This window comes from Acinetobacter sp. YH12254, assembly GCF_013417415.1.
GTDB lineage: Bacteria > Pseudomonadota > Gammaproteobacteria > Pseudomonadales > Moraxellaceae > Acinetobacter > Acinetobacter pseudolwoffii.
This window is the reverse complement of record NZ_VPEB01000010.1, coordinates 92,485-111,668: the sequence shown is the minus strand read 5'-3', so window position 1 is coordinate 111,668 and position 19,184 is coordinate 92,485. Positions and strand designations below refer to the sequence as shown.

The 19,184-nt window shown below is 44.3% G+C and carries 12 protein-coding genes; 4 read left to right on the top strand and 8 right to left on the bottom strand.

Going from position 1 to position 19,184, the window contains the following annotated elements; all coding sequences use genetic code 11:
* Window positions 1–305 precede the first annotated feature (305 nt).
* Window positions 306–1,142, top strand: a complete 837-nt coding sequence (locus tag FTV29_RS09640; protein WP_005170895.1) for an IclR family transcriptional regulator — start codon at window positions 306–308, stop codon at window positions 1,140–1,142.
* A 220-nt stretch (window positions 1,143–1,362) separates the two neighbouring features.
* Window positions 1,363–3,075 carry an electron transfer flavoprotein-ubiquinone oxidoreductase gene (locus tag FTV29_RS09635; RefSeq protein WP_074382773.1) on the top strand — a complete coding sequence of 571 codons (1,713 nt, stop codon included), beginning with the start codon at window positions 1,363–1,365 and terminating at the stop codon, window positions 3,073–3,075.
* Window positions 3,076–3,375: 300 nt separating this feature from the next.
* Here FTV29_RS09635 and FTV29_RS09630 read toward each other — a convergent pair whose 3' ends face one another.
* The 5 genes from FTV29_RS09630 to betI all read right to left on the bottom strand — a co-directional run bounded on the left by FTV29_RS09630 (window position 3,376) and on the right by betI (window position 10,616).
* Window positions 3,376–5,574, bottom strand: coding sequence for an OsmC domain/YcaO domain-containing protein (locus tag FTV29_RS09630; protein WP_180075429.1), 2,199 nt, complete (start codon window positions 5,572–5,574; stop codon window positions 3,376–3,378).
* A 363-nt stretch (window positions 5,575–5,937) separates the two neighbouring features.
* Complete coding sequence (locus tag FTV29_RS09625) at window positions 5,938–6,708, bottom strand: hypothetical protein (protein WP_100357599.1); 771 nt, start codon at window positions 6,706–6,708, stop codon at window positions 5,938–5,940.
* A 147-nt stretch (window positions 6,709–6,855) separates the two neighbouring features.
* Complete coding sequence (betA, locus tag FTV29_RS09620) at window positions 6,856–8,523, bottom strand: choline dehydrogenase (protein ID WP_180075447.1); 1,668 nt, start codon at window positions 8,521–8,523, stop codon at window positions 6,856–6,858.
* Window positions 8,524–8,538: 15 nt separating this feature from the next.
* Window positions 8,539–10,014: a betaine-aldehyde dehydrogenase gene (gene betB, locus FTV29_RS09615; RefSeq protein WP_180075428.1), complete on the bottom strand. Its 1,476-nt coding sequence runs from the start codon at window positions 10,012–10,014 to the stop codon at window positions 8,539–8,541.
* A gap of 14 nt (window positions 10,015–10,028) precedes the next feature.
* Entirely contained in the window at window positions 10,029–10,616 is a 588-nt protein-coding gene (gene betI, locus FTV29_RS09610) for a transcriptional regulator BetI (protein ID WP_180075427.1), read from the bottom strand.
* 260 nt (window positions 10,617–10,876) lie between these two features.
* On the opposite strand from betI, the gene FTV29_RS09605 reads away from it, so the two are divergent.
* Both FTV29_RS09605 and FTV29_RS09600 read left to right on the top strand, forming a co-directional pair.
* Window positions 10,877–12,913, top strand: a complete 2,037-nt coding sequence (locus tag FTV29_RS09605; RefSeq protein ID WP_100535114.1) for a choline transporter — start codon at window positions 10,877–10,879, stop codon at window positions 12,911–12,913.
* 30 nt (window positions 12,914–12,943) lie between these two features.
* On the top strand, window positions 12,944–13,552 hold the full coding sequence (locus FTV29_RS09600) for a MarC family protein (RefSeq protein ID WP_100328614.1): 609 nt from the start codon (window positions 12,944–12,946) through the stop codon (window positions 13,550–13,552).
* Between the two features lie 75 nt (window positions 13,553–13,627).
* Here the strand turns inward: FTV29_RS09600 and FTV29_RS09595 are convergent, their stop codons facing one another.
* The 3 genes from FTV29_RS09595 to FTV29_RS09585 all read right to left on the bottom strand — a co-directional run bounded on the left by FTV29_RS09595 (window position 13,628) and on the right by FTV29_RS09585 (window position 19,081).
* Entirely contained in the window at window positions 13,628–15,787 is a 2,160-nt protein-coding gene (locus FTV29_RS09595; RefSeq protein ID WP_180075426.1) for a TonB-dependent receptor domain-containing protein, read from the bottom strand.
* A 688-nt stretch (window positions 15,788–16,475) separates the two neighbouring features.
* The gene (locus tag FTV29_RS09590) at window positions 16,476–18,206 is read right to left on the bottom strand and encodes a bifunctional protein-serine/threonine kinase/phosphatase (RefSeq protein WP_180075425.1); all 1,731 of its coding nucleotides are present in this window, start codon (window positions 18,204–18,206) and stop codon (window positions 16,476–16,478) included.
* A gap of 65 nt (window positions 18,207–18,271) precedes the next feature.
* Entirely contained in the window at window positions 18,272–19,081 is an 810-nt protein-coding gene (locus FTV29_RS09585) for a formate/nitrite transporter family protein (protein WP_005170868.1), read from the bottom strand.
* Between the last annotated feature and the right edge of the window lie 103 nt (window positions 19,082–19,184).

Below are 19,184 nucleotides of genomic sequence, written 5' to 3'. Positions count from 1 at the left end.
TATTTCACAATACGAAATTATTGCTTTTTAAATTTCGCTTTACTAACGCTGCTTTCTATAAGGAGCTGACCAGAGATGAGAGCTTAAAAAGTGGTAAAATTTATTGTTTATTTAAAGGCTTTATTTTAAAAATAGCTTCACTATTTTTTGCAGTTATTTACTCTGTATAGCAGCATTTAGACATGAGATAGAATAATATTTAGTCGTTACTCATATAATTCATCTACAATTTAAATGTTTTATTTTGTATCGTGAAACTAAGTTGCTATGATATTCATTAATTTACTTCTCTATTTCTGTAGACCATGACTAAAAATAAAACAGGTGAAATACCTAATTTTGATGAAATTCGCTTAGATCCGATCTCGCATATTCATCGCGAAAACAATCCCCAATTTATTGCGTCTATTGCGCGTGGCCTTGAGATTCTAAGATGCTTTTCTGCGACCAATCAGTTGTTGGGCAATCAAGAAATTGCACAAATGACCAATTTACCAAAGCCAACCGTGGCGCGTATTACCAGTACGCTGGTATCTTTAGGCTATCTGAAACAACTTCCAAATACGACTAAATATTTACTCGATGTCGGTGTACTGGCTCTGGGCTATTCTGCCTTAAGCAATATTTCTGCGCGAACCCAGGCCTATCCATTTATGGAAGAAATGTCACGTTATGCCCAGGCGCCAGTGGCAATGGCAACACGTGACCGTCTCAATATGATCTATCTGGAAGTGGTACATACAGATACGACTTTAACCATGCGCCGTTCAGTGGGTTCAACTTTACCAATTCATTCGAGTGCCATGGGGCGTGCATGTCTGGCAGCGATGGACGTGAAAGAACGTGAATATTTATTTGATGCCATTAAAAAAAGAAATGAAGATCAATGGACAACAATTAAACGAAATCTAGAACGCGCCATTCGCGATTATCAGGATTATGGTTATTGTTTATCTCTCGGAGACTGGGCCAAAGATGTGAACTCTGTGGCCGTTCCTTTGATTCATCCCAAACATGGTATTTTAACTTTTAACTGTGGTGCACCAAGTTATTTGCTAAATCAGGAAAAACTGGAAAATGAAATTGGCCCGCGTCTGATTCACATGGTGAATAGTATTGCCATGAACCTGAATAATATGTAAGTAAAACCTCTCATTCGGGCGGCTTAGGTCGCTCTTTTTATTTGTTGCAGCCAATAATAATTAAACCGTTTTCTAATATTGAACCGGATCTTTTCAATTCTATTCATTCTACAGCAATCCAAGACTCTCAAAATCTATCCCTATAAAAAACAAAAATTAGACTTCATAAGCCATCTGGATAATGCTATAAATATCGTATAGCGAAACTGGATTTTATATTATGGAAGATATAACAAGAGAATCGATGGAGTTTGACGTCGTCATCGTCGGCGCAGGCCCTGCAGGTCTATCTGCTGCGATCAAGATCCGTCAACTTGCAATTGAAAACAACTTAAATGATTTGTCCGTTTGTGTCGTAGAAAAAGGCTCCGAAGTCGGTGCACATATCCTGTCAGGTGCGGTACTTGAACCACGTGCCATCAATGAATTATTCCCGGACTGGAAAGATCAAGGCGCACCGCTCAATGTGCCGGTGACCGAAGATAAAACTTTCTTCCTGCTTTCAGATGAAAAATCACAAGAAGCCCCACACTGGATGGTGCCAAAAACCATGCATAACGATGGCAACTATGTCATCTCGCTGGGCAATGTGGTGCGCTGGTTAGGCCAGAAAGCGGAAGAACTGGAAGTCTCGATCTTTCCGGGCTTTGCCGCATCGGACATTCTGTATCATGCTGACGGTACCGTGAAAGGCATCCAGACCGGTGACATGGGCATTGGTAAAGATGGCGAACCAACGCATAACTTTACCCCGGGTTATGAACTGCATGCCAAATACACCATTTTTGCTGAAGGTTGTCGTGGCCACCTCGGTAAACGTCTGATCGAACAGTTCAACCTGGCCAAAGATGCAGATCCACAGCATTACGGTATCGGGATCAAAGAACTGTGGGAAATTGATCCGGCCAAGCACAAAGCGGGTCTTGTGATGCATGGTGCCGGCTGGCCACTCAATGAAACCGGCTCGAGTGGCGGCTGGTGGTTATACCATGCTGAAAATAATCAGGTGACTTTGGGCATGATCGTGGATCTGTCCTACACCAATCCGCATATGTATCCATTTATGGAAATGCAGCGCTGGAAAACCCATCCTCTGATTAAACAATATCTGGAAGGCGGCAAGCGTATTTCTTATGGCGCACGTGCCGTGACCAAAGGTGGCTTTAACTCACTGCCTAAATTTACCTTCCCGGGTGGCTCTTTAATTGGTGATGATGCAGGTTTCCTGAACTTTGCCAAAATCAAAGGTTCACATACGGCAATGAAGTCCGGCATGCTCTGCGGCGAAGCGGTATTTGAAGCGATTGCGGCTGGTGTGGAAAAAGGCGGTGATCTGGCGGTTGCGCGTGTAGTTGAAGGCGAAGATTTCTTTGTCAAAGAACTGACCGCCTATAAAGACAAGTTTGATGCAAGCTGGCTGAAAGAAGAGTTATATAACTCACGTAACTTTGGCCCGGCAATGCATAAATTCGGTCAATGGATCGGTGGTGCATTTAACTTCATTGATCAGAACGTGTTTAAAGTACCGTTTACCCTACATGATCTGGTACAAGACCATGCGGCACTGAAAACTCAGGCGGCTGAAACGTTTAAACCGAACTATCCTAAACCGGATGGCAAGCTGACCTTTGACCGTCTGTCTTCAGTATTTGTATCCAATACCGTACATGAAGAAAACCAGCCTGCGCATTTAAAGCTGACTGATGCTTCGATTCCGGTGGAAGTGAACTTACCGAAATGGGATGAGCCGGCACAGCGTTACTGCCCGGCAGGTGTATACGAAATCATGGAAAATAATGACGGTTCCAAGCGTTTCCAGATCAATGCAGCCAACTGTGTGCACTGCAAGACCTGTGATATTAAAGATCCGTCTCAGAACATCACCTGGGTAACACCGGAAGGTGGCGGTGGTCCAAACTATCCAAATATGTAATTTGGATAGTTCTTGTGAATTAAAAAAATATATCTATTTCTCTGATTCACTTACCCAATCTTGAAGCAGTTCGTACTAACTCTTCACTTTAATTTTTTAGGTAATCCCAGTTCTCTCGAGAGCTGGGATTAATAAATTTTAAAGTAAATCAAAATAAGCCTGTATCACTCTATCTATTGAAATGAGATAGGAAAATAATCTGGTTTATGTCGTGCTGAAAAAATGGCTGACCCGAAGCCGGATCAGCCATTTTAAAATCAGACCTGAACGACTAAAATTTGAGTCATTCAGGGAATTGATTTATTTTGCGACAAACTTGGCACGCGCAGCATGCAGTTTTTTATAGCTATCAATCAGGCGTAAATGACGATCCAGACCTTCAAGCTTCATACTGGTTTCGCTCAAACCATGGAAACGTACTGTGCCTTCAACTGAAGCCATAACCGCGTCCATACATGCATCACCAAACATACGGCGGAAGTTATGTGCATAATCTTCCAGTTCCATCTCGTCATCAAGCAATACTTCAAGTACGACATTCATGCACTGGTAGAACAGGCCACGTTCAACGGTATTGGTATTGAACTGCAAGAACTGCTCAACCAGATCCTTGGCTTCTTCAAATTGTTGCAGCGCAAGATAAATTAACAATTTTAATTCTAGAATCGTTAATTGACCCCATTCGGTATTTTCATCGAATTCAACCCCGATCAAGGTTTTGATCTCGGTATAGTCATCCAGCTCACATTCTTCCAGACGCTCTACCAGCGCCTCAAGCTGTTCTTCATCCAGACGATGCAAGTTCAGGATATCTTCACGGAATGCCAGAGCCTTGTTGGTATTGTCCCAGATCAGATCTTCGACCAGATAGATTTCAGAATAGCCTGGCACCAGAATCCGACAAGCCGTTGCACCTAAATGTTGATAAACCGCCATATAGGCTTCATGACCGAGCTCTTCCAGAATGCCGAATAAAGCTGCAGCTTCATCTGCATTGGAGTTTTGACCATGGTTGGTGAAATCCCATTCCACAAATTCATGATCTGCTTTGGCACTAAAGAAACGCCAAGACACCACACCGCTCGAATCGATAAAGTGTTCGACATAGTTGTTTGGTTCAGTCACGGCATTTGAGCTAAAAGTTGGCTTCGGCAGGTCATTCAGACCTTCGAAGCTACGACCTTGCAGCAATTCAGTCAGACTGCGTTCAAGTGCCACTTCAAAATTTGGATGCGCGCCAAAAGATGCAAACACACCGCCGGTACGCGGGTTCATCAAGGTCACACACATTACCGGGAATTGACCGCCTAATGAGGCATCTTTGACCAGCACCGGGAAGCCCTGTTCCTCTAAACCTTTAATACCTTCCACGATTTTTGGATATTTTGCCAGCACCTGTTCAGGTACATCTGGTAAAGCCAGTTCACCTTCAATAATTTCACGCTTGACTGCACGTTCAAAGATTTCAGACAGACATTGCACCTGAGCTTCAGGCAAGGTATTCCCTGCACTCATCCCGTTACTCAAGTATAGATTTTCAATCAGATTCGATGGGAAATAAACCGTTTCACCATCGGAGTGACGTACAAATGGCAGTGAACAGATACCACGTTCAGTATTGCCCGAGTTGGTGTCATAAAGATGCGTACCCAATAACTCATCTTCAGGATCATAAATTTCAAGCGTATATTCGTCTAAGACTTCCTGCGGAAGTTCGCCATTTGGACCCGGCTTAAACCATTTTTCATCCGGATAATGTACAAATTCTGCATTGGCAATGTCTTCACCCCAGAACTGGTCATTATAGAAAAAGTTACAGTTCAAGCGCTCGATGAACTCGCCCAGTGCAGATGCCAGCGCACTTTCCTTGGTTGACCCTTTACCATTGGTAAAGCACATTGGCGACTGTGCATCACGAATATGCAATGACCATACATTTGGTACGATGTTGCGCCATGATGCGATTTCAATCTTCATGCCCAGACCGGCCAGAATGGCAGACATATTGGCAATGGTTTCTTCCAAAGGCAGATCTTTGCCCGGAATGAACGTGCTGTTTGCCGAGGCCAGACTTGGCATTAACAAGGCTTGCGCATCGGCATCAATGCTTTCGACTTCTTCAATCACAAACTCAGGGCCAGTCTGGATCACTTTCTTGACCGTACAACGGTCAATCGAACGTAAAATGCCTTGACGGTCTTTTTCTGAAATATCAGCCGGCAGTTCAACCTGAATTTTAAAAATCTGTTTATAACGGTTTTCAGGATCGACAATATTGTTTTGTGACAGGCGAATATTTTCGGTCGGAATATCCCGTGCTGCACAATATACTTTGACAAAGTAAGCTGCACAAAGTGCCGATGAGGCCAGAAAATAATCGAATGGACCGGGAGCGGAACCATCGCCTTTGTAACGAATCGGTTGATCGGCAATCACCGTGAAGTCATCAAATTTGGCTTCTTGGCGCAGATTGTCGAGATAATTGACCTTGATTTCCATGTGGACACCTAAATGTTCTTATGTGCCGCCATGGACAAATAAGATGCTGAATCTGAATGTACAAGCCGAATCACGCAGGAGAACTTGACTTAAAAATAAATCAGGGTAATAACGTAGTCATGAGACTACGGCGAACCCTTTAAGAATGGGCGCTATTATAGAGTCATTTGATGAAATTGATAACGTTTGTGAGTTTTTCCGCGATATTTTCTATAAAGCTAAGAAATAGGAACAACATGAATCAACACATTTAAAATTTGTGACGATCCATGTGTTGCTTTTAATATCGAATGAGCGCTTCTGATGTAGCTTTAACATATTTAAGACAGATAAAAATCATTTCATCTTCTAAGCTTTAAGGCCTTAAAAATCATAGCTTAAACCGAATAAAGCCAGATTTCGCTGCTTGTCACCGTAGCGGTCATAGCCCCCCAGCAGATATTCGCCTGACACACTTAATTGAGGCAAGATTGCATAACTCAGTCCAGCAGACGCATAACGGAAGGCATGCTGTTTTTGGGTATCGCCCAGTTCTCCACCTTCATATTTGCCTTCATCATTAAAATAGCTACCTGCAGCAGTCAGACTGGCATTCACACGATCATTCAATTGATGGTTCAGATTCAGCGTATAAAAGGTATCGCCCTGATTGGCATAGGCCACATCATAAAGATAGGTCGATACGCTCGCGCCAATACTGGTTTTTTCATCCAGCATACGGCTGACATTTAAACCCAACTCATTACCGGTGGTGTTTTCGCCCCCTGGATAATAGTAGGTGGCATTCCAGAAATCCCAATCATAATGTTCCGAGCTGTGCGTATAACCGACCAGAAAATCATGCTCGAATTTATCGGTGCTATGCCCTTTGCGTCCTTGCACCTCAGCATAGGAATAACCCAATGTAGAACCCCAATAGCCCACATAAAAGTTGCCATAGGCCAAATTCAACCCTGCTTGTAGTGCAATATTATCGTCTTCCGGTGCATTGCTTAAACCGCGTGATACATATTTAGACACCACGCTCAGGTTGCCACTTGCTTGTATTTGATTATTTTGAACGTCATTTGCAAAACTACAAATACTGGAAAATGTGACACAGCCGAAGAGCAAGGTTTGATTTAAGATTCTCATAAAATATAAAATTCTTTTTAGGTAAATAAAAGGGCTGAACACATGATGCAGCCCTACTTAAAGATTGATTAATATCAAAATATACAGCTTATTTTAACGCATAATTAATATAAGTTTATGCCTATTTCCACCTGTAAAATAGAAATTTCAAGCTTGGCTTGAGACTCGAGCTGCCTGATAAAACGGCGCAGTCGATGCAGCTAAAGCCGGATTTCCCCGAATATGATCTGCCAGTTTCTCGGCCATCATGATGGTGGTGGCATTCAAATTTCCGGTAATAATTAAGGGCATGATGGAAGCATCAATGACTCTGAGACCCTGCATTTCATGTACCCGGCCATAACCGTCCACAACTGCCATATCATCCTCGCCCATTTTACAGCTAGAAGATGGGTGATATGCGGTTTCAGCATGATTACGCACAAACTCGTCAATCTGGGTATCTGTCTGTACAGCTTGACCCGGACTGATTTCTTCACCCCGATAAGGATCAAGTGCTGGCTGGTGCATAATTTCCCGGGTAATCCGGATGGCATCCCGGAATTCGCGCCAATCCTGCTCGGTACTCATATAGTTAAATAAAATACTTGGATGCTCAAACGGATCTTTGGATTTGAGTTGTATACGCCCGCGGGAGGGTGAACGCATCGAACCGACATGCGCCTGAAAACCATGCTCATGAATGGCATTGGTTCCATTATAGTTAATTGCAATCGGCAGGAAATGATACTGGATATTGGGCCAGTCGAACTCGTCGGAGGAGCGGATAAAGCCACCTGCTTCAAACTGATTACTGGCACCAATACCTGTGCCTAGAAATAACCATTCAGCACCAATCATCGGCTGGTTATACCACTTTAAGGCGGGATAGAGACTGACCGGTTTTTTACACTGGTATTGCAGGTACATTTCCAGATGATCCTGCAAGTTTTCGCCCACACCCGGCAAGTCCTGAACGACCGGAATATCCAGACTGTTTAATAATGCAGCAGGGCCGACACCGGAGCGTTGCAAAATTTGCGGTGAGGCAATTGCCCCGCCACACAGCAGCACTTCTTTATCGGCAAAGACCTGAATCGGCTGCAAGGTATTTTGCCCTTCAAAATATTCCACACCAATTGCCTGCTTCTGGCTAAACAGGATTCTGTTGGTCATGGCATGGGTAATAATAGTGAGATTGTCACGCCCTTTGGCCATATCCAGATAACCGCGCGCGGTACTGGAACGGCGCCCTTGCGGAGTTACGGTACGATCCATCGGGCCAAAGCCTTCCTGCTGATAGCCATTTAAATCGTCCGTTCGTGGATAACCGGCCTGTACACCGGCTTCGATCATGGCATGAAACAGCTCATTATTATCATTTTTTGGTGTTGCGACTGAAACTGGCCCGGCATCGCCATGATAGTCATTGCCGCCAATATCGCGTGTTTCCGCCTTTTTATAATAGGGCAGACATTCTGCATAGCTCCAGTGTTCCAGACCTTTCAAGCTGGCCCACTGTTCCAGATCCATGGCATTGCCGCGGATATAACACATGCCATTAATCAGCGATGAGCCACCAAGGCCTTTACCACGTCCGCATTCCATGCGGCGATTATTCATATGTGGTTCAGGATCGGTCAGATAGGCCCAGTTATAACGGCGGCCCTGTAAAGGATAAGCCAAGGCTGCCGGCATCTGGGTTCTAAAATCCAGACGATAATCCGGCCCGCCCGCCTCTAATAGCAACACTTTGGTATCCGGATCCTCAGTCAATCGAGCAGCCAGCACATTTCCGGCCGAGCCTGCCCCGATAATAATATAATCATAATTCATCAAGCTGAGACCTCCTTATGCGCTAAACACGGACTGAAATGGGCTCAATTCCACCTGAACCGATTTGGTCTGGGTATATTGCTGTAAGGTCACAAGTCCGTTCTCACGCCCTACGCCCGAGTGTTTATAACCACCGACCGGCATTTCTGCTGGAGATTCGCCCCAGGTATTAATCCAGCAAATTCCGGCTTCAATCTGGTGAATGATACGATGCGCACGGGCAAGATCAGGCGTAACTACACCTGCAGCCAGCCCATATTCGGTCGCATTGGCACGGCGAATGACTTCCTCTTCAGAGTCATAGCTTAAAATGCTCATGACAGGCCCAAAGATCTCATGCTGGACGATACTCATATCATCCCGGCAGTCACTAAATACCGTGGGCAAGACGTAGGCACCTTTGGCCACATCACCTTGTGTGGCACGGCCACCACCACAAAGTAATCGTGCCCCTTCGATTTTGCCCTGCTCGATAAATTTCAGTACTTTCTGCATATGCGCAAAACTAGAGACTGGCCCAAAATTGGTTTCCGGATCGAGCGGATCGCCTATACGGATATGAGGAATACGCTGCAAGATTTTTTCTTCAAAAGCCGCTTTTAAGGTATAGGGAATGAATACCCGGGTGCCGTTGGTACAGACCTGACCTGAGCTGTAAAAATTGGCCATCATGGCAATGTCAGCGGCAAGATCAAGATCGGCATCTTCACAGATAATCAGGGGAGATTTCCCACCGAGTTCCATGGTGACTTCTTTCAGGCTGGAATCTGCGGCTTGCGCCATGACTTTTTTACCCGTGGCAACACCACCGGTAAACGAGACTTTAGCAATATCCCGATGTGCAGTTAAATAAGCGCCAATCTCGCCACTGCCAGTCACGACATTAAATACCCCGTGCGGCACACCGGCTTCGGTATAGATTTCAGCCAGTTTCAGTGCGGTCAAAGGCGTGGTTTCACTGGCCTTAAAAATCATGGCATTGCCTGCCGCCAGTGCTGGTGCAGATTTCCATAATGCAATCTGGATTGGATAATTCCAGGCCCCGATGCCGGCCACAACACCCAAAGGCTCACGACGGGTATAAATAAATGAAGTCTCTCGCAGTGGAATCTGCTGTCCTTCGAGGGCTGGCAAGATGCCGGCATAATATTCGAGGACATCTGCACCAGTCGCAATATCTACCGTAGAGGTTTCACTCCAGGCTTTACCGCTGTCGAGACTTTCAATACGCGCCAGTTCATCACTACGTTCGCGTAAAATAGCGACTGCTTTATTTAAAATCCGGGAGCGCTCGATCGCCGTCATTGCAGCCCAGACCTTCTGCCCTTTTTGTGCAGATTCGACGGCACGATCAATGTCTTCTTTGCTGCAGATCTGGATTTCCGCCAGGATCTCACCAGTTGCAGGGTTGATGCTTTCAAAGCTGCGATGCGATGTTGCATCGACATATTGGCCGTGAATATAAGGACGCTGTAAATGATAGGTAGTCACTGTAATTCCCTCGCCTATTTGTGTGATTTCAATTGCTGCTGGATAAACTGGCTACACAGTTCGATCGGCATTTCTGGATCAATCTCGCCACTGATCAGTGCTCCACGTAGCCAGAAACCATCAATCAGTGCAGCTAGCCCTTGTGCCGCTTTTTCTGCTTCTGATTTGGACAGCACTTTCATAAATTCGTGCTTGAGATTGGAATGTAAGCGGTAATGGTTAACCTGTTGCAACCGATGCAAGTCCGGTTGATGCAAGCTGCTCGCCCAAAATGCCAGCCAGACTTTCATAGCGGCCTTATTGGTTTGAGGTGCAGCAAAATTACCCCGTACAATGGCAAGCAAACGTTGCTCAGGTGTGGCATCCACCTGGGTCTGCATCTCTGCCACGGTTTTAGCTAACTGCTGCAATAAATAACGCATTGTTGCTTCAATGAGGCCATTTTTCCCGCCAAAATAATGGCTTATGATGCCGGTCGAAACACCGGCACGTTGTGCAATCTGGCTGATTGAGGTTTCTGCAAAACCTAGTTCATTTACAGCAGCTAGGGTCGCGTCAATAAGCTGTTGACGGCGGATCGGTTGCATACCAACTTTTGGCATAAGACTAACCTGAATAACGAATCTATAAATCGGACTCATGCTGCAATAGCAGAATGAGGTAACATTAAAAAACGTTTTTTTAATTGAACGATCAATTAATAAAAATTATAGTGCCTAGCAACCTCAGATGTACAGCGCAGTTTGTTTTGGATTTGCAAATGTTTGTAATTGATTCGGCTTTGACTCTTTAAGTGTCGAACCCTGTGTCAAATCGAACTGCGCTGTAAATCACATGACAATAAAACTACGGTCACAGATTTATGCAAAAGAAAACTGAACAAGTGCAGGATAGTCTGAATAAAGTGGTGTTTTATGTTTCAGCAACACTTATTCTGCTTTTTTCTCTCGTCACGATTTTATTCAATCAACAGGCCAATCTGGTCATCACCAATATTCTGAACTGGGTCAGTCGTACATTTAGCTGGTATTACCTGCTGGCTGCCACTTTGTATCTGGTGTTTATTATTTTTATTGCCTGTTCACGTTATGGGGAAATTAAATTAGGGCCTAAACATTCCAAGCCTGAATTTAGTTTATTAAGCTGGTCAGCCATGTTGTTTTCTGCCGGAATCGGGATTGACCTGATGTTCTTCTCGGTGGCGGAACCTCTCTCGCATTATATGAATCCACCCGTCGGTGAAGGCCAGACTTTCGAGGCGGCTCGCCAGTCCATGGTCTGGACCCTGTTCCACTATGGTTTAACTGGCTGGAGCATGTATGCACTGATAGGTGTGGCCCTGGGCTATTTCAGTTATCGTTATAACCTGCCACTGACCATCCGTTCAGCACTCTATCCGATTTTTGGTAAAAAGATTCATGGTCCGATTGGGCATACGGTCGATACTGCGGCCGTACTCGGCACGATTTTCGGTATTGCGACCACCTGCGGTATTGGTGTGGTCCAGCTCAATTACGGCCTGCATGTGCTGTTTGATTTACCGGAAAACCTGTGGGTACAGACCGGATTAATCGCAGTCGCGGTGATTATTACCATTATTTCTGTTGCATCCGGTGTCAATAAAGGCATCCGCGTCCTTTCAGAAATTAATATTTATGTCTCGATTGGCCTGTTACTGTTTATTTTAATGATGGGCAATACCGAATTCTTGCTGGCCGCCCTGATTCAGAACTTTGGTGACTATATCAGTCAGTTTCCAAAGCTGTCCTTAACCAGTTTTCCATTTGAGCAACCTAAAGAATGGATGAACAGCTGGACCTTGTTCTTCTGGGCCTGGTGGATTGCCTGGTCTCCTTTTGTCGGGTTATTTCTGGCACGGATCTCTCGTGGACGAACCATCCGTGAGTTTGTCGCCGGCACCTTGATTATTCCCCTATTATTTACCCTGACCTGGTTATCTATTTTTGGTAATAGTGCATTACATAGCGTCATGTTTGATGGGAATACACAGCTGGCGACCACTGTCCTGGAAAATCCGGCACATGGTTTCTATGACCTGCTGGCACAATATCCTGGCTTTAGCTTTATCGCAGGGATCGCAACCATTACCGGTTTGTTGTTCTATGTCACTTCTGCGGATTCTGGCGCTTTGGTACTGGGGAATTTCACCACTAAATTTACCAATATCGAGCATGATTCACCGCGCTGGCTGAGTATTTTCTGGGCCATTGCCATAGGCCTGCTGACCCTGGCGATGCTGATGGCGAATGGGGTTACGGCCTTACAGAACACGACTATTATTATGGGGCTGCCGTTTAGCTTTGTGATTTTCTTTGTCATGGCGGGCCTATATAAGTCCCTGCGTCTGGAAGATTTCCGTCAGGCCAGTACCAGCATGAATGCCGCTCCTGTGGTCGGAAACGTGGATATTTTCAACTGGAAAAAACGGCTTAGCCGGGTGATGTTACATCCGAGCCTGTCCCAAACCCGCAGCATGCTGGAAGATGTGTGCAAACCGGCTATTCAAGCGGTAGCAACTGAACTAATGAATAAGGGCGTGCATGTCGATGTACAGGAGAAAGCGGTAGATGATGAGCCGGAACTCTATCATCTGGATCTGATTATTCAGCTCGATGAAGAAGAAAACTTTGTCTATGAAATCTGGCCGGTGCGTTATGACACGCCAAACTTCAGCTCACGCGGCAAACGAGCCAAACGTTATTACTACCGTCTAGAAAGTTATCTGTTTGAAGGTTCACAAGGCAATGATCTGGTCGGTTATAGCAAGGAACAGGTGATCAATGACATCTTGGATAAATATGAACGTCATATGATGTATCTGCATATTAACCGTATCAGTCCGGGTACACGTCCCCTGTTTCCAGACCGTGAAAATTAATACTGCCCAAGGTCTTAGAAGGAATTGATGATGTCAGAAAGCTTACATGCCTTTGCCCTGTTTTTTTCTTTGCTCAATCCATTTTTGATGAGTATTTATATGCTCGGAATTATCCGTAATTCCGAGGCCAAAGTCTTTAATATGGCATTGATTCAGGGCAGCCTGATCAGTTTTATCGTCTTTATCATTTTTGCCAAGACTGGTGAAGCCTTCTTTCAGGAAGTGCTGCATGTACGCTTTGAATCTTTCCAGATTTTTGGCGGTATCATTTTTCTGGTGATTGGTTATCGCTATGTCTTTGAAGGCGCCGATACCATTGGCGTGATGCGTGGGGCGCCTCATCATCTGGCAGGCACCATTGCCATGCCATTTATGATTGGCCCGGGCACCATTTCAGCGGCGGTGATTACCGGAATTCAGCTCAGTTTATGGCAAACCATGCTGGTGATTTTTCTTACCCTGTTTTTGACCTGCAGCCTGCTGATTCTAATGAAATATCTGCATGATCATTTACAGCATAAATACTCCAACTACATAGATTTATATGTGGATATTGTTGGCCGTGTTGCTGCGCTGCTGATCGGTACCATTGCGATAGACATGATCGTCACGGGCGTCAATGGAATTATCCAAAGTTAATGGTTGAATTAATCATATATAAAAAAGAGCGGGCTAATCTCCGCTCTTTTTTTTACGCTTGTAACAGTTTCAAGTTTAAAACTTGAAAGACACACCAGCATAGGTCGAGAATCCTTCTCCTGGTGAAGATCGCGCCACATCCTTCCCTTGATCATTTAGGCCCGGGATGACCACAGCAGCATATTTTTCATCGGTGATATTCTTGAAATTGATCCAGGTTTTCCATGATTGGTGTTCTGGTGCATAACCGAGGTCAATGCCCCAAATCTGGTAATCATCACTAAAGCGGCTATTGGCATAATCATGCGGCATTTTGGACGCATATTCGGTATTCACGCCGATATAAAAACCATTATGCATGGCATAACTGAGCTGTGCCTGATACAAATGTTTGGGTATTCCCGGCAACTGGTTTTCGCCAAACAGCGGATCATTTTTGTATTGGAAATCACTCAGTGTATAGGCCTGTTGCAAGCGTAACTCGCCGTGTTTAAATTCATGCAATGGTATATCCAAACTGAGTTCGACGCCTTGATGAATGGTTGGTGTGGCATTTGCTTCTACACTGATTCTTTCATTTTTGCTTGAACCCTCTCCATAATCCTTAATCATTTCAGACGTTAAAAGTTCATTTTTAACTTTAGAATAATAATAGCTAAGCGCCCAATCGCCAAAGCCTGATTGGCCACGTCCACCCAATTCCAATGTATTTGCAGTCTGGGTTTTTAATTGAATCGGAGCACGTACCCGACCTGAGGCAATTCCTTCATCAAAATAATAGGGAGATGACCATGCCATCGCCCAAGGATGAGCCGGTTCGATGCTGCGGCTTAAATTGGCAAACCACTGCACAGACTCATTCGGCTGATAAGTCATCCCGAGACGTGGGGCAAAATCCCACTCATACTGATTGATCTTAGGACTGGCAACTGGATAAGTCACTTCACTTTCACGATGGGCATAGACTGCTGCAAGACCCAGATCTAGGGAGAGCTGGTCATTGAGCGCCGTCTGCTGATCAAATTGCAATACATTGTCTGAACCACGATAGGTATAACGGCGCGTGACCGTATCTGCCGGATATGTTTGATTACCAATTTCTGTATTAAATCTTAAAGTTTCCGTTACACCACTGTTTGGACGATGGGTGGTACTGCGTAAGGCAATACGCCCCTGATGTTCCAGACCCAACAATTGATAGGGCTTTTCATACTGAATACGTGCAGTAATATCTTCATAATCGACATTGGTACGATAGCGACTTTCACGTAAGTCTAACGGATAATGATGATATGCCAGACTAGCAGTCAATTTTGCATCATCCTGCAAATTCCAGGTGGTGGTGTTGGCGAGCCAGGTACTGCCCGGCTGGATACGTTTGGCATCAATTCCTACAAAATTAGGATCAGCTACTTTAGGATTGTTTTTTAATTGTTCTTGCCTAATACGCCCCGGTGTCAGATGTTTGCTCTCACGGTAACGGGCATAAAAACGGGTTTCAATGTCCGGGCTAATCTGGTAGCCGAGATTAAAAGCTAGGCCTTTGCCATCACCTTTGGCATGATCCTGAATTCCGTCAAACTGGTTACCCGTTAGTGCCAGATAATAATCCAGCTGATCCAGTTTACGGCCAGTACTGAACTGATATTTTTGATAACCATGACTGCCTGCCTCATACTTCAGTTCAGAACCATTCTGCTCGGCACCAGTCTTGCTTTTATAGTTAATCGCTCCGCCTAGCGCCAGCGCCCCCTGTTTAAAACCGTTTGCACCGCGATAGACGCCAACATGATCAATCCACCAAGGCTCTAGTAATTCATAAGCGGTGCCGCCCGGCCCGGTAAATGGAATGTCATCAATCAGCACAAAGGTACCAGAGGCATGCGCACCTGATGTCCGGTTAATACCCGAGCCACGGATAGACACTTTGGCGCCTTCATTGCCCGGGGATTGAGCATAGATACCGGGTTGCAGACGAAATACATCGGCATTATTTGCAATATGTTGATGTTCAAGCTGCTGGGCTGAAATAAAATTGGTTCCACCTGAGGTTTGCGCAAGCTCGGTCTGGTATTGCTGCTGCGGATCTGTCTGTTCAGCACTGACCACGATGGTGTTGAGTTGTTGCACAGGATGCTGGCTGCGAGATGTTTCAGCATAGACAGCACTGGAAAGAACTGAAAGGATCATCAAGCTTAGCGGTTTTTTGTTCAGCGGAATTGTTCTCGTGCTCATATCGGGTTTATACAATCCTGTATACATGATCCTAATCCTAGAGGGATTCTGGTTTTAAAAATTATGCTGTAGCATAAATGAACAATGCCGAATCAAGGCATTATTTTCTGCCAAAAAACTGACTGATCAGCGTATATTTTTTGATGTAATTTTGGTATTTTTTGATTATACAACTTGCAAGATAGCCACCACATCCTCACAAGTTCCAAGAACTTAATAATTAAGTATTTGATATTAAATAATATGCTATTTAATTCTGCACACATGTATTTCCAGTTGGCATAATGTAATACTGCGTTAAATTCATAGTGGACTAAACCAGTTACTTCATATTCAAAGCTCACTGAAATTGAGTAGCATATCGATTTGAATTAGCTCATAGCATCGTCTTGGATCGAGCCCACAGTCGTTTATATATTTTGAGAAAATTACTGAGCACTGGGTCTTGGATCTGGGCTAAAGGATAAATTTTGGATCAGACTCAACCTGACTCATATTCAAAAATTATTCACTCATTGAGCAGAAAAAGGGTGAAAACCGCGTGAACATAAAGTGATGCAAACAGCAACTGTTTCATTAAAACCTGCACATAGAATAAGCAGATATTTGGACTGAATAATATGCCAAACATTCCCGAACTTGCTGCTGACAATTCAAAAAATATAATTGAATAGCCTATTAAAGAGCTTTATTTTGTAAAATATAGGGAAAAGACCAAGAGTAATAAGATAAACAGAATCGCGGTGCAGCATTTCCAGAATGTCAGGGGATGACGCTCAATCACAGGACGTGAAACAGATTTTTTTAATTCAAGATCAGGCTGTTTCAAGTCATAGATAAATGCTGAAAGTGCCTCATAACGTTGCTCTGGACGAATTGACAGTGCTTTTTTAAAAATCGCATCCAAACCCTTGGGCAAATCCGGACGATATTCAGACAGTGAATGATAGCGTACCTTTTTTAATTTTTTTTCGGTCTTGCAGCGCGCCAGCTCTGTCCCATAAGGCAATTGCCGGGTCAATAAATAATAGCTCATCACTGCCAGTGAAAACTGATCTGATTTTACCGAGGGTGAGCGCCCTATAAAATACTCTGGTGCCATAAATGCCAACGTTCCCAAAGGCACATCTGCATGTTTAGGATTCAGTTCGACCAGCCCTCTAACTGCCGTCGATCCATAATCAATCAGTTTTAATTTCAAAGCATCAATCGGTTCAAGCAGCATGACATTTTCTGGCCGTACATCCTGATGCAGCATTTCAAGTCGATGCATGGCATTCAGTGCTTTGGCCACCTGTTCAATAATCGGAATCAGTTGTTTTAAACTTAAAGCAGTTTTTTGACGATGTAGCCATCGGTTTAAGCTTTCCCCTTGCAAGTATTCATAACTTTGAAATAAAAACTTTTTACTGCCTGTATGCGGATAGTAGTGCATCAGGTTTTCATGTTTTAAACGCTTGGATACCCAGTCTTCCAGCTGGAATTGTTCCACTGCTTTCAGGTCATCCTGCAAATCGACAGACAAGGTTTTAATGACCAGCTGAGCTTGTGTGGCTGCATCCTGCGCCAAATAAAGGCTACTGCGATGATTTTGGTGCAGGATTTTATGAATGCGATAACCTTCAAACAAATCACCATGACTGAGTTGCTGTGGAAATAAAATATTTTCCTGAATCTGAAAGCTTTTCTCTTGAGCTAATGCATCAATTCGGATGATTTGAATGGTGAGATTGTCATCGCTGCCGCGCTTTAAGGCCAGTTCGACGATAGATTGGGCAATAGTATCCAGATTTTGTTTTTGCTGCAGCATATCCGAGATCTGCTGTATATCGATAAATTCATAGACACCATCGGTCATCAAGAGAAACAAATCATCTTCACATAATTCAAGTTGTTGATAATCGACTTCAATCCGATGATCTACACCTAAAGCACGACTTAAATAATGCTCGGTTGAAGATAAACGAACCCGATGATCAATGGTCAGCTGTTCAATGCTTTGGGCTTGAATGCGATAAACACGGCCATCACCTGCATGAAAAATATGTGCCCTGTTTTGTTTCAAAATCAGTGCACTCAAGGTGCAGACATAACCATGATCTTTATCAAAACGTCCCTGACTCTGTTGGGTTTGCGCATACAGCCAAGAGTTGGTCGCACGAATCACCCGAGCAGCTGAAGTTTGGGTACTCCATGCATCCGAAGTTGAATAATAATCGGATAAAAAACTACTGACCGCCGTTTCTGCCGCAATATGGCTGACATTGCTGCTGCTAATCCCGTCTGCAATGGCACAGGCAATACCTTTGCTGCTCAGCGCATGGCCTTCAGGAATATAAATGCCATAAAAATCCTGATTTTGTGCTTTGATTCCGGCGGAAGAATATTGTCCGATACTGATTTTTAATTTTTTATTCATTGTAGACACTCGAAAAGGGATCTAATCGATCCCTTCAATTTCAAGACATAAATATCATGCTCAAATTAAAATTCTTTTTTATCACCTGTACGGACATGCGTGGTATACAGCGCCAGACCAGTTAAAGCTAAACCACCAACCAAGTTACCCAGCACTACCGGTAATTCATTCCACAAGAAATAGTCTGTAATCGAGAAATCACCGCCCATCATCATGGCAAATGGGAACAGGAACATATTCACGACAGAATGCTCAAATCCCATGGCAAAGAACAGCATGATCGGCATCCACATGGCAATGAATTTTCCACTTACAGTTGTTGACATCATGGCGCCAATCACACCAAGTGACACCATCCAGTTACACAGCATGCCGCGTATAAAGATGGTCATCCAGCCAGCAAAGCCATATTCGGCATAACCCAAAGTCCGGTCTTCACCAATATGAGCAATTTTCACGCCGACTTCGTTTGGTTCAGCTGCGAAACCCATGGTATAGACCGCCGCCATCAAGATTGCGACGGTTAAACATCCAATAAAATTGCCTAAAAACACCAGCCCCCAGTTTTTTAAAATACGCGCCCATGTCACCCCTGGACGTTTGTCTAGCCAGGCCAAAGGAGTCAATACAAATACCCCGGTCAGCAGGTCATAGCCCAATAGATATAACATGCAAAACCCGACTGGAAATAACAGTGCACCGATCAGTGGCACCCCTGTCTGTACAGCAATCGTCACCGCAAATACTGCTGCCAGCGCCAGAATCGCACCGGCCATAAATGCACGAATTACAACATCACGTGTGGCCATATGCAGTTTTGCTTCACCAGCATCGACTACTTTTTTTGCAAACTCTGCAGGAGCAAGATAAGCCATAGTTTTATCCCCTTTATATAAAAATTTCTTGCCTGTTATTAAATAAAAAGACGCCTAAGGTCTATTTCAACCCTAGGCGTCTTTGCCTTGCATTATTTAAGCA